21 protein-coding genes are annotated in these 21,202 nt (G+C 69.2%); 8 read left to right on the top strand and 13 right to left on the bottom strand.

The annotated features are described in order from the left end of the window. Positions 1-54 precede the first annotated feature (54 nt). The 3 genes from ABT313_RS35775 to ABT313_RS35765 are packed head-to-tail and all read left to right on the top strand — an operon-like array spanning position 55 to position 2,349. Complete coding sequence (locus tag ABT313_RS35775) at positions 55-441, top strand: hypothetical protein (protein ID WP_350863108.1); 387 nt, start codon at positions 55-57, stop codon at positions 439-441. 40 nt (positions 442-481) lie between these two features. Then, positions 482-1,432 carry a GNAT family N-acetyltransferase gene (locus tag ABT313_RS35770; RefSeq protein ID WP_350863105.1) on the top strand — a complete coding sequence of 317 codons (951 nt, stop codon included), beginning with the start codon at positions 482-484 and terminating at the stop codon, positions 1,430-1,432. Further along, positions 1,429-2,349, top strand: a complete 921-nt coding sequence (locus tag ABT313_RS35765) for a GNAT family N-acetyltransferase (RefSeq protein WP_350863102.1) — start codon at positions 1,429-1,431, stop codon at positions 2,347-2,349. Before ABT313_RS35770 ends, ABT313_RS35765 begins: the two co-directional genes overlap by 4 nt. Here ABT313_RS35765 and ABT313_RS35760 read toward each other — a convergent pair. Next, positions 2,312-2,944, bottom strand: coding sequence for a hypothetical protein (locus ABT313_RS35760; RefSeq protein WP_350863099.1), 633 nt, complete (start codon positions 2,942-2,944; stop codon positions 2,312-2,314). The two genes, ABT313_RS35765 and ABT313_RS35760, sit on opposite strands and share 38 nt — an antisense overlap. Next, positions 2,937-3,410, bottom strand: a complete 474-nt coding sequence (locus ABT313_RS35755; RefSeq protein WP_350863096.1) for a sigma factor-like helix-turn-helix DNA-binding protein — start codon at positions 3,408-3,410, stop codon at positions 2,937-2,939. Before ABT313_RS35755 ends, ABT313_RS35760 begins: the two co-directional genes overlap by 8 nt. 75 nt (positions 3,411-3,485) lie before the next feature. Here ABT313_RS35755 and ABT313_RS35750 point away from each other — a divergent pair, with 75 nt between their 5' ends. Beyond that, entirely contained in the window at positions 3,486-4,079 is a 594-nt protein-coding gene (locus ABT313_RS35750; protein WP_350863093.1) for an ArsR family transcriptional regulator, read from the top strand. Further along, positions 4,076-5,332, top strand: coding sequence for an MFS transporter (locus ABT313_RS35745; RefSeq protein WP_350863090.1), 1,257 nt, complete (start codon positions 4,076-4,078; stop codon positions 5,330-5,332). The genes ABT313_RS35750 and ABT313_RS35745 overlap by 4 nt, the downstream gene beginning before the upstream one ends. Here ABT313_RS35745 and ABT313_RS35740 read toward each other — a convergent pair. The 5 genes from ABT313_RS35740 to ABT313_RS35720 all read right to left on the bottom strand — a co-directional run bounded on the left by ABT313_RS35740 (position 5,329) and on the right by ABT313_RS35720 (position 10,331). Then, entirely contained in the window at positions 5,329-6,930 is a 1,602-nt protein-coding gene (locus ABT313_RS35740) for an MDR family MFS transporter (protein ID WP_350863087.1), read from the bottom strand. The two genes, ABT313_RS35745 and ABT313_RS35740, sit on opposite strands and share 4 nt — an antisense overlap. Beyond that, positions 6,930-7,436: a MarR family winged helix-turn-helix transcriptional regulator gene (locus ABT313_RS35735; RefSeq protein ID WP_350863084.1), complete on the bottom strand. Its 507-nt coding sequence runs from the start codon at positions 7,434-7,436 to the stop codon at positions 6,930-6,932. The genes ABT313_RS35740 and ABT313_RS35735 overlap by 1 nt, the downstream gene beginning before the upstream one ends. 448 nt (positions 7,437-7,884) lie before the next feature. Further along, positions 7,885-8,340: a MarR family winged helix-turn-helix transcriptional regulator gene (locus ABT313_RS35730; RefSeq protein ID WP_350863813.1), complete on the bottom strand. Its 456-nt coding sequence runs from the start codon at positions 8,338-8,340 to the stop codon at positions 7,885-7,887. 2 nt (positions 8,341-8,342) lie between these two features. Next, positions 8,343-9,104 (bottom strand): imidazole glycerol phosphate synthase subunit HisF, encoded by a 762-nt coding sequence (gene hisF / locus ABT313_RS35725; RefSeq protein ID WP_350863082.1) that lies wholly within the window; start codon positions 9,102-9,104, stop codon positions 8,343-8,345. A 15-nt stretch (positions 9,105-9,119) separates the two neighbouring features. Next, a complete protein-coding gene (locus ABT313_RS35720; protein ID WP_350863079.1) occupies positions 9,120-10,331 on the bottom strand; it encodes an aminopeptidase in 1,212 nt (403 codons plus the stop codon). An 82-nt stretch (positions 10,332-10,413) separates the two neighbouring features. On the opposite strand from ABT313_RS35720, the gene ABT313_RS35715 reads away from it, so the two are divergent. Both ABT313_RS35715 and ABT313_RS35710 read left to right on the top strand, forming a co-directional pair. Beyond that, positions 10,414-11,025: an ArsR/SmtB family transcription factor gene (locus ABT313_RS35715; RefSeq protein ID WP_350863077.1), complete on the top strand. Its 612-nt coding sequence runs from the start codon at positions 10,414-10,416 to the stop codon at positions 11,023-11,025. A gap of 56 nt (positions 11,026-11,081) precedes the next feature. After that, the gene (locus ABT313_RS35710; RefSeq protein ID WP_350863074.1) at positions 11,082-12,293 is read left to right on the top strand and encodes an SGNH/GDSL hydrolase family protein; all 1,212 of its coding nucleotides are present in this window, start codon (positions 11,082-11,084) and stop codon (positions 12,291-12,293) included. Here the strand turns inward: ABT313_RS35710 and ABT313_RS35705 are convergent, their stop codons facing one another. The 5 genes from ABT313_RS35705 to priA form a co-directional block, all read right to left on the bottom strand. Further along, the gene (locus ABT313_RS35705; protein WP_350863071.1) at positions 12,294-13,226 is read right to left on the bottom strand and encodes a lysophospholipid acyltransferase family protein; all 933 of its coding nucleotides are present in this window, start codon (positions 13,224-13,226) and stop codon (positions 12,294-12,296) included. Continuing rightward, complete coding sequence (gene larAH / locus ABT313_RS35700; protein ID WP_350863069.1) at positions 13,226-14,779, bottom strand: NPN-dependent hydroxyacid isomerase, LarAH14/15/16 family; 1,554 nt, start codon at positions 14,777-14,779, stop codon at positions 13,226-13,228. The genes ABT313_RS35705 and larAH overlap by 1 nt, the downstream gene beginning before the upstream one ends. A gap of 61 nt (positions 14,780-14,840) precedes the next feature. Next, positions 14,841-16,040: a zinc-dependent alcohol dehydrogenase gene (locus ABT313_RS35695; protein WP_350863066.1), complete on the bottom strand. Its 1,200-nt coding sequence runs from the start codon at positions 16,038-16,040 to the stop codon at positions 14,841-14,843. After that, complete coding sequence (locus tag ABT313_RS35690; RefSeq protein ID WP_350863063.1) at positions 16,037-18,352, bottom strand: HAD-IB family hydrolase; 2,316 nt, start codon at positions 18,350-18,352, stop codon at positions 16,037-16,039. Before ABT313_RS35690 ends, ABT313_RS35695 begins: the two co-directional genes overlap by 4 nt. Further along, positions 18,349-19,086 (bottom strand): bifunctional 1-(5-phosphoribosyl)-5-((5-phosphoribosylamino)methylideneamino)imidazole-4-carboxamide isomerase/phosphoribosylanthranilate isomerase PriA, encoded by a 738-nt coding sequence (priA, locus tag ABT313_RS35685; RefSeq protein WP_350863060.1) that lies wholly within the window; start codon positions 19,084-19,086, stop codon positions 18,349-18,351. The genes ABT313_RS35690 and priA overlap by 4 nt, the downstream gene beginning before the upstream one ends. Positions 19,087-19,207: 121 nt before the next feature. Here priA and ABT313_RS35680 point away from each other — a divergent pair, with 121 nt between their 5' ends. After that, positions 19,208-20,449 (top strand): cytochrome P450, encoded by a 1,242-nt coding sequence (locus ABT313_RS35680; protein WP_350863057.1) that lies wholly within the window; start codon positions 19,208-19,210, stop codon positions 20,447-20,449. Here ABT313_RS35680 and ABT313_RS35675 read toward each other — a convergent pair. Next, on the bottom strand, positions 20,433-21,185 hold the full coding sequence (locus ABT313_RS35675) for a class I SAM-dependent methyltransferase (RefSeq protein ID WP_350863054.1): 753 nt from the start codon (positions 21,183-21,185) through the stop codon (positions 20,433-20,435). The two genes, ABT313_RS35680 and ABT313_RS35675, sit on opposite strands and share 17 nt — an antisense overlap. Positions 21,186-21,202 lie beyond the last annotated feature (17 nt).

The following is a 21,202-nucleotide window of genomic DNA, read 5'->3' as shown; positions in this document are numbered from 1 at the left end:
TCCGACCACGATGGGTGCAGCAACCAAGAACACTCTCGTGGAAGGACATAGCCGATGACCAAGCTCCGCGCCCGACTCGCCGCCACCGCGATCGGCGGAATCGCTCTGGCCGCCTGCGCCTGGACAACGCCCGCGCTCGCGGCTCCGGCCGGCACCGCAACCACCACCGCAACCACCGCAGCAACCACCGCAGCCGTCATGGATGACGACGTCTTCGCGAATTGCCGGATCGAGTTCTACGTCCGGTGGCGGCCCGACCTCGCGACGGACGACCTCATGTACCCGTGCGAACAGTCCCAGCGACTGCGATTGGCCTGCTGGCTGTACGGCGCCGGCGGAGAGGAGTACTACAAGGTCTACACCGGCATCCCCACCCAGGAGATCGGGTACGCCTACGCGGGCTACATGAACAACGAGACCGGCGGCCTCTACCAGTGCTAATACCTTGGACAGTGCGGCGGTCGTTCACCACCATGAGTGCATGACCGCCGTACTGCCATCGTCGTACACCGTCCGTCCGCCGGCGAAGGAGGACGCGGAAGCGTTCCTCGAGCTGGTGTCGGCCTACAACACCTCGGTGGTCGGCTTCGCCGACTTCACCCTGGAGGACGCGGAGGACCAGCTCAGCGAGCCCGGGTTCGAGCCGGAGACCGACGGGTGGCTGGTGTTCGACGCCGACCGGCTGGTCGGGTACGGCGCGGTGTTCGGCAAAGGCGATCATCGGCAGGTGGACCTGGATCTGGTCACCATGGACCTCGACGTCGAGACCTATCTGCTCGAGCGGATTCTCGGGCGTACGGCGGAGTTCGCTCGCACGTACGGGCACTCCGCGGTCCAGCTGGACGCGGTCAACTACCAGGCTGATGCCGCGCGCCGGGATCGCCTTGCCGGATACGGTTTCCAGCCCGGTACGACGTTCCACCGGATGCGGATCGATCACGCCGGGCCGGTCGCCGCGCCGGAGGTTCCGGCCGGGGTGACGGTACGGCGGGGTGCGCCGGACGAGGAGAGCCGGCGCGCGGGGCACGCCGTACTGAACGAGAGTTTCGAGGGGCAGTTCGGGTTCACGCCGCGGTCGTTCGAGGAGTGGCATGCGGCGCAGGAGAACTTCTCGGCGTTCGACTGGTCGCAGCTGACGCTGCTCGAGCTCGATGGCGAGGTCGTGGCGATGCGGTCGTGCACGAACCAGTTCGTCGAGGACGAGAACTGCGGGTACATCGGCCGGCTGGGGGTGCTGGAGAGGGCGCGCGGGAAGGGCCTGGCGAAGTTCCTGCTGCGCGACCAGTTCGCACTCGACGCGGCCGCGGGCCGGGCCGGCACGATCCTCCACGTCGACACCAACAACCCGACACCCGCCCTCGGCGTGTACCTGTCGGTCGGCATGCAGGCCGTCCTGGTGATGGAGGTCCTGCGCCGCGAGGTCACCGCATGAGTCTTCCCGCGGGCTACACCTCTCGTTCGATGCTCCTCGAAGACGCGCCCCTGATCGCCGAGCGGTCCGCGGCCTACACCTCCGCCCTCCTGGGCTTCCCCAAACACAGCCCCGAAGACGTCGCCAACTACCTCCGCGACCCCGCCATCAACCTCACAACCGACGGCTGGCTGGTCCTCGACCCCAACGACCAGTTCGCCGGCTCAGCCACCGCCGTCACAACCCCCACCCACGTAAACGTAGACATCCTGAGCGAAAACCCAGCCATCCTCGATTGGCTCCTGAACCAAGCCGAAACCCGTGCCGGTGGTGAGGTTGTGGTGCGGGTGGGCGTGATTCGGCACGACACGCTGCTGCCTGAGGTGCTGCGGGCGCGCGGGTATGCAGTGGGGACTTCCGTGCAGCGGATGCGGATCGGGTTCGACGGTGCCGTGGAGGCACCCGTCACGCCCGCGGGGGTCGTCGTACGGCGGGGAGCCGTGGACGAGGCGAGCAAACGGGCGGCGCACGGGGTGTTGATGGAGGGGTTCAAGGAGCAGCCGGGTGCGTTGCCGCGGCCGTTCGACGAATGGGTGGCGTCGCGGGAGAGCCGTTCGACGTTCGACTGGTCGCAGGTGACGATCGTGGAGCTGGACGGGCAACCGGTCGGCATGACCGAGTGCAACGACAACTTCGTCAGCACCGACAACTGCGGGTACGTCGGCCGCCTCGCCGTCGTACCGGCCGCACGCGGACGCGGTCTCGCCAAGTTCCTGCTCCGTACCGCGTTCGCCACCGACGCGGCAGCCGGACGCGACGGCACGATCCTGCACGTCGACTCCAGCAACCCCACCCCCGCGGTCGCGCTCTACACCGGCGTCGGCATGCGCCCCGACCTGATCAGCGACATCTGGCAGCGAACGACCCGGCCGGCCTGAGGCAGCCACGCCCCTTCAGCACAACGCGTTCACCGGTCGTACCGGCGTACACCGTCCGGTTCCCGAGCGGTGTGTTCAGCTCGACTTGCAGAGTCGTCGGCGCGGGCCCGGGGTTGTTGCACTGGTGACCTTCGTTCTGGTCCGGCGCGATGCCGTACCGGAACGCCGCGATCCGCACCGACCCGCCGTCCTGGGACAGGATCCGCACGACCGTGTTCGGCTGGCACGGCTCGATCGCGACCTCGTCCGGTTCGACGCCGACGGTCAGCACGGAGAGGTGATCCGGATCGAGTTGCGCCGACGTCACCGCGATCTCGCCCCGGAGCAGGATCACCGTCGTACCCAGCTTGTACTGCTGCGGCGCCGGCCCGTCGACCGTGTACGTCGGCGCTTCCAGCCCGAGGGTCGGCTCGGTCCCGGCGCTCGGATACCCGAGTACGCCGGCGATCCCGGCCACGATCACGATCGCGATCACCGCGGCCGACACGACGTACCGTCGCCGCCGCAGCTCGCGGGCGGCCCGCTCGAGCTCCTCGAACGGCGGCGCCTCGTCCGGCGTCCGCTCGTCGACGTACCCGACCAGCTGGTCACGCATCCTCGAGCACCCGCCCGAGTGCCCGCCGCGCCCGCGCCAACCGCGCGTTGACCCCACCGACCGGGAGCTCCAGGTCCTGCGCGATCTGCTCGACCGGCAACTCCATCACGTCATGCAGTACGACGACCGCCCGCTGCTCCGGCGTCATCCCGGCCAACGCGGCCGCGACATCGCCGGCTGACGCATCCACCTGCACCGGACCACCGAAGAGCCGCCCCACCAACCGGGGAACCACCTCACGACGACGCAACCGGCCGACCATCGTCCGGACGGCGACCCCGCGCACCCACGCCTCCGGATCCTCGAACCGGCGGATCGCGTCCCAGCGCCCGAGCAGCCGGGCGTACGCGTCCTGCGCCACCAGCTCGGCGTCCAAGCGCGAGCCGCCGATCGACACCAGTACGCCGATCAGCCGCGGCCAGGTCTGCCGGTACAGGGCGGCGATATCCGCCCTTCGGTCGTCCACCCCCTCAGTGTCCCGCCGTACCCGGACCGGCGACAGAGGTTGCCTCCCGGAGATCTGAGAGATTACTCTCGAAACATGTCTCTCAGAAATCCGTACGGCGATTTCGAGATCACCGACCCGCAGGCGATGCGCGCGCTGGCGCATCCGGTCCGGCTCGCTGCGCTCAGCTACCTGCAGAAGAACGGCCCGGCCACAGCCACCCAACTGTCGGAGCATGTCGGCGCCTCGCCGTCCGTCACCAGCTGGCACCTCCGACATCTCGCCGGCTTCGGCCTGGTCGTCGACGGCCCGCCGCCGACCGGCTCGGACCGGCGCCAACGCTGGTGGAGCGCGGTCGCCCACGGCTTCCGGTACGCGATGCCGGACACGCCGGAAGGCGCGGAGGCCGGCCGTCTGCTCCGGGCCGAGCTGATGAACCAGGCGCTCGAGACAGCGCAGAACTGGCTCGTGGAGACCGAGCCGCACCTCGCTCCGGAGTGGAGCCGGCTAGCCGGCTCGGCGAACACGCTGCTGGTCATCACGCCCGACGAGGCCGAGGAGCTCGAGTCCGCGATCGAGCAGCTGTTCGCGCCGTACGTCCAGCGCCGCGACGCCGACCAATCCCCCGCCGATGCCCATCCGGTTCGCTACGTCCGGATCTCCTTGCCTGAAGCAACGGAATCGCAATGAGCACGCTCGCCGCCACGAGTCTCTGGCGCGACCGCCGGTTCCGGACGTTCTGGTCTGCGCAGACCGTCTCCGAGTTCGGCGACCGCATCACCGAGCTCGCGCTGCCGCTGATCGCGGTCACGCTGCTCGACGCCTCCCCCAGCCAGGTCGGTTTTCTGACCGCCGCGGTCTGGCTGCCGAACGTCGTGTCGTTGTTCATCGGCACCTGGGTCGATCATCGCCGGGACAAACGCCGGCTGATGATCATCGCCGACCTCTCCCGCAGCATCCTGCTCCTGTCGTTGCCGGTGGCGTACTGGCTCGGCGTCCTGACGCTCGGCCAGCTCTACGCGATCGCGATCCTGGCCGGTACGGCGGGAGTCCTGTTCGGGACGGCGTACGCGGCGTTCTTCGTCCGGCTGGTCGATCGGGACCAGTTCCTCGAGGCGAACACCAAGATCTCCGCGACCCGGTCGATCTCGTTCATGGGCGGACCGGCCGTCGGCGGCCTGCTGGTCCAAGCGCTGACCGCACCGGTCGCGGTTCTCGCCGATGCACTGTCGTTCGTGTTCTCGGCGGTCCAGATCAGCCGGCTGAAGGTCACGCCGGGCGCGCACGAGGAGTCCACCGAGCCGTTCCTCGAACGGGCCCGGGTCGGCATGCGCTACGTGCTGAAGCATCCATACCTGAGCCGCAGCCTGGGCGCGGCGACCACGGTCAACTTCTTCAACCTGATCGGGATGGCACTGCTGATCCTGTTCGCCAGCCGTGAGCTCGGACTGTCCGCCGGGGTCATCGGCCTGGCCTTCGGCATCGGCGCGTCGGGCGGACTGCTCGGCGCGGTCTGCGCGGCACCGCTGAGCCGGATCTTCGGCGCCGGCCGGGTGATCGCGGCCGGCGCGGTGGTGTTCCCCGGCGGGATGGCGTTCGTCCTGCTCGCGCACGGACCCGTCTGGATGCGCGCCGCCGCGCTCGCCGCGGGCGAGTTCGTGGCCGCGTTCGCGGTGATGTGCTTCGACGTACCGCTGAATTCACTGCAGGCAGCGGTCACCCACGACCACATGCGGAGCCGGGTCGTCGGCGCGTTCAGCAGTATCAACTACGGCATCAGGCCGCTCGGCGCGGTCGTCGGAGGGTTCCTCGGCACCTGGATCGGTGTCCGCGAAACCCTCCTCGTGTCCGCCGCCGGCGGCCTGCTTGCCGTGCTGTGGCTGATCGGCTCACCGATCATCCGCACCCGCGAACTGACCGGCCTGGAGCCTCCCGAGGTCTAGTCGTGCACGCTGCTGTCGACCAGGTCCTCTACGTCGACCTTGCTGACGGTCTTGCGGAGCGGGACCTCCTTGATGAACAGCACCGCGATCAGCGCGACCACGGCACACGCGGCCGCGATCAGGAAGATCCGGCCGGTCGCGTCGCCGTACGACTGCCGCACCAGCTCCGCGAGCTGCGGCGGCAGGTGACCGACGTCGAGCAGGCTCGTGCTGCCGGAACCGCCCTCCTGCAGCTTTCGCGCCGCCTCGGCACCGCCCGGACCGGCGAGCAGACCTGCCACGATCAGGCTCTTCACGTGAGCCGCCAGGACAGCGCCCAGCGCGGACACGCCGACCGCACCGCCCAGGCTGCGGAAGAACGCCACGGTCGCACTTGACGCGCCGATCTCCCGCACGTCGACGGTGTTCTGTACGGCGAGGACGAGGTTCTGCATGGTCATGCCCATACCGAGACCCATCGCCAGCATGCCGAGTCCGACGTACCAGTACGGCGAGGTGTGGTCGATCGTGCCGAGGATCAGCAAGCCGACGAGCAGCAGTACGCCGCCCGAGACCAGGTACCGCTTCCACTTGCCGTAACGCGTGATCAGCTGGCCGGAGCCCGCCGAGCCGAAGAACGATCCGAGCATCATCGGGATCGTCAGCAGACCGGCCTCGGTCGGGCTGTAGCCGCGAGCGATCTGGAAGTACTGCCCGAGGAACAGCGCGCTGCCGAACATCGCGACGCCGACGGCGAGGCTGGCGACGATCGCCAGTGCAGTGGTCCGCTCGCGGACGACCTTGAGCGGGACCAGCGGCTCCTTCACCCGGTTCTCGACCACGACCGCGAGGAACCCGACGAGCAGCGTGCCCCCGACGAACAGCGCGGACTGCAACGACATCCAGGCGAAGTCCGTGCCGGCGAAGGTCACCCACAGCAGCGGCAGGCTGGCCGCGATGCTGATCAGGACGGCGCCGACGTAGTCGATGCGGACCTCACGCTTGATCATCGGCAGGTGCAGGTACTTCTGCAGGATCACCAGGCTGACCACGGCCAGCGGGACGCAGACGTAGAAACACCAGCGCCAGCCGAGCCACGAGGTGTCGACGATGACGCCGCCGATGAGCGGACCGCTGACGGTCGCGACCGCCATCACCGCACCCATGTAGCCCGAGTACCGGCCCCGCGACCGGGGTGGGATCGCGGCGCCGATGATGGCCTGGGCCAGCGCCATCAGACCGCCCATCGCGAGGCCCTGCAGGACGCGGGCGCCGATCAGGAACGGCACGCTGTGGGACAGGCCGGCCAGCGCGGACCCGATCACGAAGACCGAGATCGCCAGCTGGACCAGCAGTTTCTTGCTCACCAGGTCCGCGAGCTTGCCCCAGATCGGGGTGGACACCGTGGTGGCCAGCAGGCTCGCGGTGAGCACCCAGGTGTACTGCGTCTGGGAGCCCTCGAGGTCGGCGATGATCGTCGGCAGGGCATTGCTGACGATCGTCGAGCTCAGCATCGCCGTGAACAGCGCGGCGAGCAGGCCGATCAGGATCTCGAGGATCTCGCGGTGGGTGAGTTCCGGCGTGCCGGGCGTGGCGCGTCGGGTCTCGGTGACAGTCATCAGTCTCCAGTCGATTGGGTGCGCCTCACGACCTGGTTGACCTCGGTGATGGCGTGCGCGATCCGCTGCATCGTCTCCGCAGCGGTGAGCAGCGCGTCGTCGTCGAGATCCGCCAGGGCGGCACGAAGGTGCTGGGTGTAGGACGAGTAGAGGGCCTCCAGCTGGGCTTTTCCGGCGGGCGCCAGGCTGACCAGCCCGACCCGGGCATCGGCCGGGTCGGGTCGACGGCTCACCAGTCCGTCGGCCTCCAGCGCCGCCACCTGCCGGCTCACCACCGACGCGTCGACGCCGAGCTTGGCCGCAATCTCCCCGCCGCGCTGCTCGCCGCCCTTGTGCAGGATCTTGAGCACACTCGCGTCGGACCGCCGCAGCCCGCTGTCGGGCATCAGATGCCGGTGTTCGATACACCGCACCGCACGGATCAGCGAACTGACCCCTTCAAGAACCTCCTGCGCCGGCACGTCCCGCTCTACCCCCGGGACGAGGGGTTGCTGAGCTAGTTGCATAACCCAACTATATACCCAAATAGTTGGTTTCCACAACCATATGCACACCCTGTGGAAAACCGCTCACCAGCAGCAACCCACCCCGAAGCAACCCACCACCACACCACCGCCCGCCACCCACCACCCGTGAACATCTCAGGGGTCAACCCCTCAGCCGGTGGGTTCGACAGCCAGATTCATGGGGCCTAACCCACGAACCGAGGGGCTGACCCCTGAGATGTCCACAGCGAGCCGGCGACCACCAACCCGGCGCCGTACGGCGTGAGCGCTCCACGAGCCGAGCCCTGCACGAGGCGAGAGCGCTGTACGAGGCGAGCGCATCTGCACGAGCCGAGCGCCGTACCGCGTGAGCGCTGCACGAGGTGAGCGCCGTACGGCGAGAGCCGTACCAGCCGAGAGCCGTACCAGCCGAGCGCCGTACCAGCCGAGCGCCGTAGGCGGCGAGACCTTAGCCGAGGTCGGTGTTTAGGCGGGCTAGGAGGCGGGCTAGGGCGGAGAGGTCGGTGGGGTTCCAGCGGTCGAGGATGGCGCGGAACTCGGTTTGGCGTTGGGTGCGCATGGCTTCGTAGCGTTCGGCGCCGGTGGTGGTGAGGCGGAGGAGGCGGGCGCGGCCGTCGTCGGGGTCGCCGACGCGTTCGATCAGGCCGAGGTTCTCCAGCTGGGTGATGCCGCGGCTGACGGTCGACTTGTCGAGGCCGAGGACCTGGGCGACGTCGGAGGCGCGGACGCCGGCGCCGCTGCCGGTGCCCATCTCGATCTGGGAGATCAGCGCGTAGCCGGCCGCATCCATTTCGGGGTGAACTCGCCGGGCCAGCCGAAGCGAGGCCGAGCGTGAACGGCGGAACAGCGCGGACAGCTCCTGCTCGATCGCCGCAACCAGCTCCTCCGACCGCTCTACTTGCATACTCACCGGACCACGATCCCGGCGTCGCGGAGGGCCTTCTTGACGTCGGCGATCCGGAAGTCGCCGAAGTGGAACACGCTGGCCGCGAGGACGGCGTCCGCGCCGGCGTGGACCGCGGGCGGGAAGTGCTCCGGCGCTCCCGCTCCCCCGCTGGCGATCAGCGGTACGTCGACCACCGCGCGCACCGCCTTGATCAGCTCCAGGTCGAACCCCTGCTTGGTCCCGTCGGCGTCCATCGAGTTCAGCAGGATCTCCCCCGCGCCCAACTCACAGCCGCGCCGCGCCCACTCGATCGCGTCCAAACCGGCCGACTTCCGTCCGCCGTGGGTCGTGACCTCGAACCCGCTCGACTGCTCCGCGGACCGTCGTACGTCGAGGGACAGCACCAGGACCTGGTTGCCGAAGCGGTGCGCGATCTCGCGGATCACCTCGGGCCGGGCGATCGCGCCGGTGTTGATGCCGACCTTGTCCGCGCCCGCGCGCAGCAGCCGGTCGACATCGGTCACCTCGCGGACGCCGCCGCCCACGGTGAGCGGGATGAACACCTGCTCGGCGGTCCGCCCGACCACGTCGTACGTCGTCTCGCGCGAACCCGACGACGCAGTGATGTCGAGGAACGTGAGCTCGTCGGCACCCTCCGCGTCGTACACCTGGGCCATCTCGACCGGGTCGCCGGCGTCGCGCAGGTCGGCGAAGTTCACGCCCTTCACGACGCGGCCCGCGTCGACGTCCAGGCAGGGGATCACTCGTACGGCAAGGCTCACGCGGAAAGGGTACCGTCAGCCGCCCAGGACCCAGACGTCGTCACGCAGGAGGACGACCGGTCCGCCGGGGGTCGTGGCGGTGACCGTCAGCCGGTCGCCGCCGACCACGACGTCGGTGTGGACGGTCGCGTTGTTCAGCCCCCGCTCGGCTCGCTCGTCCGGCGTCAACTGGATGCCGTCGGCAACGGCGAACGGGAAACTCTGCCCCCAGGCGATGTGGCTGCCGGCGTTCTCGTCGAACAAGGTGTTGTGGAAGACGATGCCCGCCTGGGCGACCTTCGAGTCCTTGTCGACCAGGGCGACCTCGCCGAGGCTGCGGGCGCCGGGGTCGACATCGAGCTGGGCCCGGACCAGGTCGGCGCCGGTCGTCGCCTCCACGTCGGTGATCCGGCCGGACTCGAAGGTGAGCCGCAGCCCCTCCACGAGTTGGCCAGCGATGACGACGGGCTTCGTCACCCGCGCGACGCCGTCCGCGCGCCGGCGATCGGGGCTGGTGAAGACCTCTTCGGTCGGGATGTTCGGCAGGTAGGCGATCCCCGCCGGATCCGTCACGGACCCGCCAGTCCAGCGGCAGTCGGGCAGCAGACCGACGGTCAGGTCGGTGCCTTCAGCGGCGTAGTGGAGCTCGGTGATCTGCAACTTGTCGAGGGCCGCAGACCGCTCAGCCAGTACGGCGGAACGCTCGCGCCACGCGGCCACCGGATCGGCCTCGTCGAGGCGCATCGCCCGAGCGACTGCGTCCGAGAGCCGGTCGACGTCGGGTTCGCCGTACACCTGCGTGGCCCAGCCGGCGTTCGGCGCGGCGATCACGGTCCAGCGCCAGCGTCCACTCATGACCGCCTGCTGCCGGGCGGACATCTCCTGCCTCCGTACGGCGGCCACGCGTGCGGGGTCGATCCCGGCGTACAGCCCCGAGTCCGGCGTGCCGGTCAGGGCGATCGTGGCGATGCCCTCCTCCACCCAGCCGCGGATGCGCTCGAGTGACCAGGGCCGGTCGGCCGACAGCGTCTCGAGGTCGGAGTGGACCAGGTCCGACCGGCGGACGTGGCCGTCGGTCCAGAGCACCTCGACCCACTTGGCGCCGGCGACGTACGCCTGCTCGACGACTGCCCGGGCGATCTCGGCCTGGGCGATATCCCCGTTCACCACGACGCCCTGGCCGGGTTGCACGTTCACGCCGACGCGGACGACCAGGTCGGCGAAGCGCTCCAGCTGTTCGTTGTCCATCTCGACTCCCACATATTCACGTTGGCGTGAACATTTGCAGATGTGCGAACATTGCGCAAGGCGTAAACCAGAAGGAGTCACGATGCAGGAGCCGCAGCCGGTCCGGGCGATCACCGACGTCGAGACGATGCGGGCCCTGTCGGACCCGACCCGGGTCGCGATCCTCCGCCTGCTGATGAGCGGCGACCGCTCCGCGCCGCCGGTGATGTCGGCCAAGGAGCTCGCGGCCGCTCTCGGCGAGCCGCAGACGAAGCTCTACCGCCATCTCAAGCAACTCGAGGCGGCCGAACTGATCCGGGTAGCGGAGACACGGCTGGTCTCAGGCATCCAGGAGCAGCGCTACCAGACCGCCCAGCTCGACTTCAGCATCAGCCGCGACCTGGTCACCGACGAGGCGGCATCCGCGGAGTTCGCCGACACTCTCTCGGCACTCTTCAGCGAGTTCCGCGCCGAACTGGTGACCAACCTGGCCGCCGGCCGGGTCCCGATCGGCGCAGAGGCTGAAACACCCCTGGGCCTGCTGGTCGGTCGCGGCATGGTCGCCAACGTCAGCCGCACCCGCGCCGCCGAGTTCCGCCGCCGACTTCTCGCCCTCCAAGCAGAGTTCGACGACCTCGAAGACGACGACCCCGACGGCATCCCCGTGCACTTGTTGATCGGCTGGTACGCCGTCACCGAGTCAACTCGAAATTAGTTGCAGTGACACTAGTGGCAATGTAACTATCGATCCTCCACATCGAGAGGACCGACATGCGCACCATGAAGTACCTGACCGGCGGCGTGATTGCCATGGCCCTGGCCGCGGGGACGATGTTCGTCGCGTCGGCGGAGGCTCAGCCGCCCAACGCGGCGTGGTCGGCTGCCTGGGCGAGCGCAATGCAGAGACCCACGGCGGCAGACGGCAACTGGAGCCAGGCCGGGTTCGACCATCAGACGATCCGGCAGACCATCCGGCTCAGCACGGGTGGCCGAAGCCTGCGGCTCCGGCTCTCGAACCTGTACGGGACGAAGCCGCTCCGGATCACGGGCATCACCGTCGCCCACACCGACCTGACGTTCCACGGCTCACGGCGTACGACGATCGCCCCCGGCCGGACTACGACGTCCGACCCCATGCCGATCGTCACCGAAGCCGGCCAGCAACTCGTGGTCTCGCTCTACGTCGACAACGCGACCGGACCAGCGACGTTCCACGAAGACGGCCTCACCACGACCTCCGCGATCGCCGGCAACCACCTCCACGACAACGCGCCCGGCACACAGACCAGCCACGCCTTCTACTACCTCACCGGCATCGACGTCACCGGCGCAGCAGGCACGGTCGTCACCTACGGCGACTCGATCACCAACGGCCACAACTCCACCGTCGGCGCCGACCACCGATACTCCGACGACCTCGCGCAGCGACTCAACAAGACCAAGCTCGCCGTAGCCAACACAGGCATCAGCGGAAACCTCTTGCTGCACGAGCTGCCCTGCTTCGGCGAGGTCGGAGTCACGAGGTTCCGGCGCGACGCGCTCGGACAGCCCGGAGTCCGCACGGTGATCGTCGAGGAAGGCGAGAACGACATCTGGGACAGCGAGTTCAACTTCGGCTGCGGCGTCACACCCAGGATCACGGCCGACCAACTCATCGCCGGCTACCGCACCATGATCGCCGCCGCCCACGCCCGCGGCGTGCGGATCATCGGCGGCACCATCACCCCGTTCAAGGCCGACTACATGAACCCGGACGACTTCGCCCGCGCCGAGGCGATCCGGACGCAGGCCAACCAGTGGATCCGGACCTCAGGCGAGTACGACGCGGTCGCGGACTTCGCCCGGGCCGTCGGGGATCCGGCCGACGAGCAGCGGATCGACCCGACCTTGGATTCCGGCGACCACCTGCACCCGAACGACGCCGGGTACGCGGCGATGGCCGTGGTTGCGTCCGAAGCACTCTCCGGACGCAACCAGCGGTAGCTACTTCCAGGCGCGGCGGCGGCCGTCGGTGGACTTCATCGGCCGGGTCGACTCCCAGACCCGGCGCCAGCGCGCCGCCTCGGGACCGGTCTGCGACGGCGACGCACCGATGGCGGCGCGGCGGCGGGACTCGTACCAGGTGGTCGACTCCTCGTCGAGGAGGGCCGAGACCGCAGCGGCGATCCGCGGCGCGAAGTCGCGGGGGCTCTCCCCCTCGGCGGCGTGCAACGGGTCGCCGTACCGGACCGTGACGGCGGGGCGGCCGGGGATCGGCCAGCCGCGGCCGCGCGGCATCGCGGCGAACGAGCCCTTGATACCGACCGGGATCACCGGCACGTCGTGCTCGACGGCGAGGTACGCCGCCCCCATCCGGAACCGCTGGATCCAGCCGTCCGGCGAGCGCGTCCCCTCCGGGAACACGACCACGTTCCACCCGTCCGCGAGCAGGTCGCCCGGGGTCGAGCTCAGGTTGCCGCCGCGGCGCTCAATCGGGAAGGTGTTGAACACGATCGCCGACCCGGCCGCCCGCCACCAGGTGTCGAAGAAGTAGTCGGCCGCCGCCGCGAACGCCGTCTTACGGCGCATCGCGTCCGGCAGCGACAGCAGCAGCAACGGCGTGTCCAGGTGCGACGAGTGGTTCGCGACGATGATCGCCGGGCCGTCGAGCTTCAGCAACGAGTCGAGTCCGCTCACCTGCGGGCTCACCTCGAAGTTCAGGACCGCGTTCAGCGGACCCTTCTGGATCAGGTCGCGAACCGCGATCGCGGCCGGCGTCCGGGCCCACTTGGTCGGGAAGACCGTGGACTCCTTCGGGATCACGTACGGCTCGGCCGACCGCGGGACCTGCGGCCGCCGGCCCCACCGCCAGCCGCGCGCGACCTGCTTCACGTCACGCGCGGTGTCCCGGCTGAACTTCACCAGGCTGGTACCCATCAGCGCACGTCCGCGAGCAGGTGCGGCGGGTTGTGCAGGTACGTGATCGACGGCGACCGGCCGACCGAGTGGCTGACCATCTCGAGCGCGTCCTGCAGCGTCGACGCGGACCGGAAGCCCATCCGCTCGACCGTCTTGCGGTTCGCGCCGACCCAGACGATGTCGCCGCAGTGGTCCAGCGCGTGGGAGATCCAGTACCACATGTAGAACGGGTGCACGCCGTGGTACGCGTACGACGTCCGGTACAGGTGGATGTACCACGGGTCCTCGGCGTACTGCTTCTCGAACTTCGCCTCGATCGTGGCCGGATCGGTGCTCTCGGCAAGCACTTCCTCGAAGAAGTCGACGTACGACGGGTGGTGCAGCTGGCTGAACTCGTAGTCGACCGGGTGGTACAGGATCACCGCGCCGTCCTTGCGGACGATCGGGTTGCCCCGGTACGAGTTGAAGTAGTACCCGAGGCCCATGCAGGCGGCCAGGATCGGGTTCATCACCGAGTTCACGTTGTACGGGCCGATGAACGGCACGCCCATGATCGCGACGTCGGACTGGCCCTGGACCTCGACCATGTGCTGGCGGTGGACGTTCTCCAGCGTCTTGTCGTGCACCGGCTCGATCTTGCCGGCGTGCACCCCGGTCAGTCCGTAGTTCGAGCGGACGTCGGTGAAGATCTTGTGCCGCAGCTTGGCCGGCGCCGCGGCGAGCGCGCGCTTGGTGCCGAGCATCGAGGCCTGGTCCTTGACCGACCACTCCCACTCGCGCTTCTGCAGGAACTCCAGCGGCCCGCCGAAGATGTCGTTGTTCAGCGTGGTCTCGATCTGGAACACCTTGACGTGCTGGGTGAGGATCTCACCCATCCGCCAGGCCGACTCGTGCATCTTCGACCGCTTGTGGTCCATGAACGACCGCGAGTGGATCATCGTGTGGCTGTTGTGGTGGTGCTTCAGCGACTTGTACGACGCCAGCCCGATCGACGTCGACTTGTGGCCGCCGTCCATCGCCACCAGGTTCACGTTCACGTAGACGAGCAGGTCCGACTCGGCCGCCCGCTTGGAGATCTCGACGTCCTCGCCGTGCCGGGTCTGGCCCAGGTGGGTCAGGTTCGCGCTGTCCTCGGCGTCGAAGTTGTAGAGCTTGCCGTCGGGGAAGAACGACCGGAACACCCGCTCGCCGACGATGTCGCGCAGCTCGTTCGGGGTGAGCCGGCGGTGCAGCGCGTTCGCCGAGATCAGCTCGACGTCGTCGACGCCGGCCTGCGCGGCCAGCTCCAGCACGGCCTCGATGATGCGCTGCCGGATGTCCGGCTTCTTCATCGGCGGCAGCGGGATCGAGATGTCGTCGAACGCGATCGTCAGCCGCATCCCGGCGCGCAGCAGCTCGGGCAGCGGCTCGGACTCGATCGGGTTGAGCAGCGCGTTCTGGATCGCTTCGTCGACGTCCCGCACCGGCGGCAGCGCCTCCGGCGGGTACACCACCCGGGTACCGAGCGGGAACCGCTCCAGCAGGAAACCCTCACCGTTGTGCACGAGCAGCGGCGGGGTCCGGTCGTCCACCTCAAGCACAAAACCTGGCCGAGACATGTTCAGAACCTCTCTCGTCGTACGTTCAGCGCCCTCATGAGGCCCTCACATCGAAAGCAACCTTGACTGTTCCCAGTCGGCCGGCGGAGTGCGCGTGGTCGAGCGCCTCACGCCAGCGGTACAGCGGGTACCGCGCGCCGACGATCCCGTCCAGCGGGGCTCGTCCGGCCAGCTCCAGCGCGGTCTCGAACGCCGGGCGGCCGTTCGGCTCCTCCCGCGCGGACGCGTAGGTGCCGGTGACCTCCAGCTCGCGGAACCACACCGGCGACAGGTCGGCGCCGCTGGCCGGCATCCCGGACAGCACCACCCGGCCGCCGGCCTTGGTGACCCGCAGGACGGTGTCGATCGAGTCCTTGCTGCCGACCGCGTCGACCGCGACGTCCACACCGCCGAGCAGGAACTCGCCCGCGCCGAAGTCCGGCTTGAGCCGGAACGCGCCGGTCGAGCGCCGTACGCCGCGGAACACCTCGTCGGGTGCGACCACGTCGCTCGCGCCGAACGCCCGCGCCAGCTCACGCTGCTTCGCGTGCTTGGCGACGACCGTGATCCGCCCGGCCTGTGTCAGCTCGCGCAACGCCAGCGTCGCAAACAGCCCGACCGCACCTGCACCACTCACCAAGACCGACTGCCCCGGCTGCACCTTCGCCCGCAACGCCGCGTGCACGGCGCCGGCGAGGGGCTCGACCAGCACAGCGCGCTCGTTGGTGAGTGCCTCAGGTACGGCGTACAGCTGACTGCGGTGGGCGACGAGCATGTTGCCCCAGCCACCGCCGGTGTCCTGGCAGAAGCCGGTCTGCAGACCCGGCTTCACATGGCCGACCGTGATCCGGTCGCACCGGTTGGTGTTCCCGGTCACGCAGTTCTCGCACGGCTCGACGCCGCGGGCCGCGCAGGTCAGCACGGAGTCCATCACGACCCGGGTGCCCTTCGGCAGGTCCTCGCAGTCGTCGAGCAGTTCGCCGACGATCTCGTGACCGGGCACGAACGGCATCGACACGACGGCGGAGAAGTACAGCTTGGTCGAGCCGGTCACCATGCCGAGGTCCGAGCCGCAGATACCGGACAGGATCGGCCGGATCCGGGCCCAGCCCGGCCGCTCGGCCTTCGGCTCGTTGATCGTGACGAGCCGCAGCGGCGCGGCCGGTCCGGTCAGGATGCCGGGGATCCGGCCGCCGACCGCCTTGGCCGCCAGGAACTTGGCCGGCGACCGGTACATCTCGAGAGCGAGCATCATCGAACGTTCACCCCAGGGAGCTCCAGACGGGACGACGTGGACGGGGTCTTCCAGTCGACGATCTGCCAGCGCGCGGCCCGGGCGGCCCGGAACAGCGACACGTCCGGCGAGACCGCGACCGGATTGCCGACGGTCTCCAGCATCGGCAGGTCCGAGTGGCTGTCGGCGTAGGCGTACGACTTGGACAGGTCGATGTTGGTCTGCCGGGCGTGGTGCTTGATCCACGCGGCCCGGGACTCACCGACCAACGGCGGACCGGACAGGAAGCCGGTGCAGCGACCGCGGTCGTCGACAGCCAGCTCGGCCGCGACGATCTCGTCGAACAACGGCTCCAGCGGCCGGGTCAGCGGCCGGACCGCGCCGGTGATCAGGATCGTCTTGTGCCCGGCGGCCCGGTGCTCGCGGATCCGTCGTACGGCGGCGCCGCTCAACCGCTCCAGCACATGCTCGGCGAGGATCTCGTCGACGATCTGGTTCAGCTCTTCCAGATCGGCGCCGGCGTACCGGCGGTAGATCGTCCGCAGGAACGTGCCGCGGTCCTTGCGCTCGGCCGCGATCAGCTTCGGCAGCTTGCGCAGCATCGCGCCGATCTCGCCGACCCGCTGCGGGCCGTCCAGCTCGGGCAGCCGCATCCACAGGTAGGTCTCGATCACGTTCGAGGACAGCAGGGTGCCGTCCATGTCGAACGCCGCGATCACCTTGGACTCCGAGGACGGCTCGACCTTCTTCAGTACGCCCGCGGACTCGGCCAGCGCCTTGTTCCGCTTCTTGCGGACGACGTCCAGCCGGCGCATCGACTCGGTGACGCTCGGGCAGTGCAGCTCCTGCAGGTAGTACTGCCAGTCGACGACCGCGGTGTCGCAGGCGAACTTCTCCTTGTCGTCGCCTTCGAGCGCGTTGTGCAGCGCGAGCACGTTGTCGTCGATGAACTGCAGCTCGGCCTGCGCGTACTCGGAGTACAGGTCCATGTAGCGCCGCAGGAAGTCGAGACGGCGCTTCTGTACGTCGAGTTCGCGCGCGTACTTGCGGACCCGCTCGCTGCGCGGCACGGTCGTGATGATCCGGTCGGCGATCTTGTGCGCCTTCTCGCCGTACCGCAGCATCGTCTCGACCGAGTCGCCGCCGGGGAACTTCCACACCGGCAGCCGGACCGCGCCGCGCTCGCCCAGGTCGAACGGGTGCTTGGAGAAGTACGCGCGGACCCCGGCGTACAGCTGCTCGAAGGTCAGCGGGTTCCGGGCGCCGGAGCCGATGTGGTAGTACTCCGGCTTGCTCAGCTCCGGCTCGGTCGCCATCACCGCGCAGATCGCGCCGACCACGTGGTCGACCGGGATGATCTCGATCACCGAGTCGGGGCTGGCCGGGAACTCCGGCAGCTCGCCGCGGCCGTACGCCAGGATCAGCGGCTCAGCCATCTTGAAGCCTTCGATCCAGCCCGGGTGCGGCGACTGCAGCGCGGACTCGATGATGGCCGGCCGGACGATCGACGTCGGCAGCTTGCCGGCGAACTCCTCGACCACGCGCTCGCCGAGCGCCTTGGTGAACGTGTAGCAGTCGGTCCAGCCGAGGCTGCGGGCCCGCTCGGTGCCGGTCTCGACCAGCTTCTTCGCAACCCACTCCATCCGGCGCCGCTCGGTGTCGGCGGCGGCGGTCAGGTGACCGGCGCGGCGGTGCAGCTTCTCGGCCTCCTTGCGGAACCTGGCCAGCATCGGCGCGGACCGGGACTGCTCCTCGATCCGGGCCTTCATCGCCATTCCGGCCTCGGCCTCGGTGCGCCAGTCGACCAGGTGCTCGACCGGGGCCTCCGGGATCGCGCCGCGCCGGCGGCCCGCGGTGTAGGCGGTGGAGATGTGCACGTAGTGGATCCGGCGGTCGGTCCCCTGCCGGCTCTCGTCGATCCGCTCGAGCAGGCTCTTGGTGCCGAGCACGTTGGTCGTGAACGCCTCGTGGATCGGCGGGTCGAAGCTGACGTCGCCGGCGCAGTGCACGACGATGTCGAGATCCGTCGGCAGCTCCGGTACGTCGGACAGGTCGCCGTCGATCACGTGGATCCGGGCCGCGGACAGCGCCTCGGCGTCGGCGTACTCGGTGCCCTCGCCATAGAACGGCTTGAAGATGTCCTTGCGGAGCAGTTGCGCCATCCGGTCCGCGCCACTCAGCGAGCCCTTCGGACGGATGATCGCGGCCACGGTGGTGCCGGGCAGCTCGCCGATGATCCGGTGCAGCAGCGCCTCACCGACGAATCCGGTGACGCCGGTGACAAGGACCTTCTTGTCCTTGAGCTTGTCTTTGAGCTTGCCGCCAGGACTCACTTGTCGCCTCCACGCGTGAGCTCGAGTGCCTCGGTCAGGGTGAACGCGCCGGCGTACAGGGCCTTGCCGACGATCACGCCTTCGACGCCGTCCGGCACCAGCGTGCTCAGAGCCCTGAGATCGTCGAGGCTCGAGACGCCGCCGGACGCGATGATCGGCTTGTCGGTGCGCGCACACAAGTCGCGGTACAGCTCCAGGTTCGGGCCTTGGAGCATGCCGTCCTTGGTGACGTCGGTGACCACGTAGCGCTCGCAGCCGGCCGCTTCCAGCCGGTCGAGCACCTCGTACAGGTCGCCGCCTTCCTTGGTCCAGCCGCGGGCGGCCAGGGTCCGGCCGCGGACGTCGAGCCCGATCGCGATCCGGTCGCCGTACTGGCCGATGATCCGGTCGCACCACTCCGGGTCCTCGAGCGCCGCAGTGCCGATGTTGACCCTTCTCGCGCCGGTCTGCAGGGCGGCTTCGAGCGAGTCGTCGTCGCGGATGCCGCCGGACAGCTCGACCTGGACGTCGAGCTTGGCGGTCACCTCGGCGAGCAGTTCCCGGTTGCTGCCGCGACCGAACGCCGCGTCCAGGTCGACCAGGTGGATCCACTCCGCGCCGGCGTCCTGCCAGGCCATTGCGGCAGCCAGCGGATCGCCGTACGACGTCTCGCTCCCGGCCTCGCCCTGCACGAGCCGAACCGCCTGCCCGTCCGCCACATCGACGGCAGGCAGCAGCACCAAATGGTCAGACATGGCCCACACCCTAGAGGGCTTCGTTGAAGGATCCGTAACCCGGACGCCTGCTGAGTCGTTCATATCCAATCTGTCTCAGCAATACCAGCAGGGTCAGTGGTCCTATCATTACGCTGGTCCGGTGGTGACTGTCGAGGAACTCGAAACCGACCCGCATCCGGCGCTGGCCGCCATCCGCCCGATCGGGTGGATCGAGCCGCTCAACAGCTGGGTGGTCACGTCGCGCGCGCTGGTGCTCACCGTACTGCGGGACCCGGAGACCTTCACCGTCGACGATCCGCGCTTCTCGACGGCACAGGTGGTCGGTCCGTCGATGCTGTCGCTCGACGGCGCTGCGCACAAGGCGCATCGTGACCCCTTCGAGTCACCGTTCGGCCTGGCCGAAACCCGGCGCCGCTTCACGGCGCCCGTCCGCCAGACCGTCGACGGCCTGATGGCCGCAATCCACGGCGATGGTCCCGATACACCGGGCGCACCGGGCGCACCGAGCGCGGGGGGCGCGGGGGGCGCGCCGGGCGCGGCGGACGCGGCGGACGCGGCGGACGCCGGCTTGCAGGGCGGTTCGGGCGGTTCGCGCCGGTCGGCGGATCTGCGGACAGGGTTGGCTGGGCCGTTGTCCGTTGCGGTGGTTGCGTTGTCGCTCGGCCTCCCGCCGGCCTCCGCGTCGACGGTGCTCGACTGGTACACGGCGATCTCCGCGTCCGTGTCCGGGGTGTCCGCCGGCCACCCGGTGACCGCCGAGGGTGGCGCGGCGTTCGCCCAGTTGCACAAACATGTTGCCGCGGGCATCGACTCGTCGGATTCGCTGATCGCCGCGGCCGCCCACGCCGGGCTCGGCGTCGACGAGGTCGTCGCGAACGCCGCCGTACTGATGTTCGGCGGCATCGAGACCACCGAGGGCATGATCACCAACGCCCTCTGGCACCTGCTGACCAACCGCGACCAGCTCGACCTCGTCCTCGCCGACCCGTCGCTGCTCCCCAACGCCATGGAGGAGTCACTCCGCCTCGAGCCGGCTGCCGCGGTGGTCGATCGCTACGCCACCCGGGACATCGAGCTGGCCGGCGCCCGGATCCGCCGTGGTGACATGGTGACCGTCTCGCTCGCCGGGGCCGGCCGCGATCCCGAGATGTTCGAGTCGCCGGACACGTTCGACGTACGCCGGTCCAACGCGCGCCGCCATCTCGCCTTCGCGAGCGGACCGCACATCTGCCTCGGCATGCATCTGACCCGCCTCGAAACGCTCACCGCGCTGGAAGCCGTCCTCCAGCTCCCCGGCCTCCGCCTCGCCGCGGACTCCCCCGCGCCGAGAGGTCTCGTCTTCCGCAAGCCGTCCGCGCTTCGCGTCAGCTGGGACGCGTAAGCACCAGCGTGGTCGCGTCGTACACCGGCATCGGCCGGTCCGGATCGCGCTCGGCGTCCGCAGCGAACCGGGCGAAACCGCGATCCATCTCGTCGGCCGGCAGATGCTCGAACGTCGACAGCGCGCGGTGGCTCAGCCGCTCGTAGCGCTCCCGCAACGTGCGCTGCTCCTCGGCAGAGATCCGTACGACGTCGTCGTCCGGAACCAGCCCGGCCTCGACCGCAAGCTCCTTCGTCGCGGCCAGCGTCAGGTACATCCGGGCATCGACCTCGCGCGCCGACGGGAAGTACTCGTACCAGAACAGGTCCGGCATCAGGTCCGCGAACTGCGTCCGTAGCAAAGCTACGCCCCCGGGCCGCAGCACCCGCCGCACCTCGCGCAGCCCCTGCACCGGATCGGTCCAGTGATGGAACGTCAGGAACATCAGCACCGCGTCAACCGATGCCTCAGGCAACGGAATCTCCTCGGCGCTGCCCTTCAGATAGCTCACGCCCGAATGCGGCTCGGCGGCCGCACGCATCCGGTCCGACGGCTCCACGCCGTACACCTTGCCCTGGAACTCCTCGGCCAGCCCGGGAGTCAGCCGACCGGTCCCGCTCCCGAGATCGAGCACATCCAACGGCCGCCGCTCCGGCAGGTGCTTCGCGAACTCCGCCGCCCATCGACGGACCTCGGTCGCCGGTATCCCACGCCCCGCGACATACACACTGCCCATCCGACCGTTGTAGTCGACCATGGCACCGACCCTATCCG

Source organism: Kribbella sp. NPDC000426, assembly GCF_040300265.1.
Classification (GTDB): Bacteria; Actinomycetota; Actinomycetes; order Propionibacteriales; family Kribbellaceae; genus Kribbella.
Note: the sequence above shows the minus strand (reverse complement) of the source record. Positions and strands in the feature narration are given on the sequence as shown.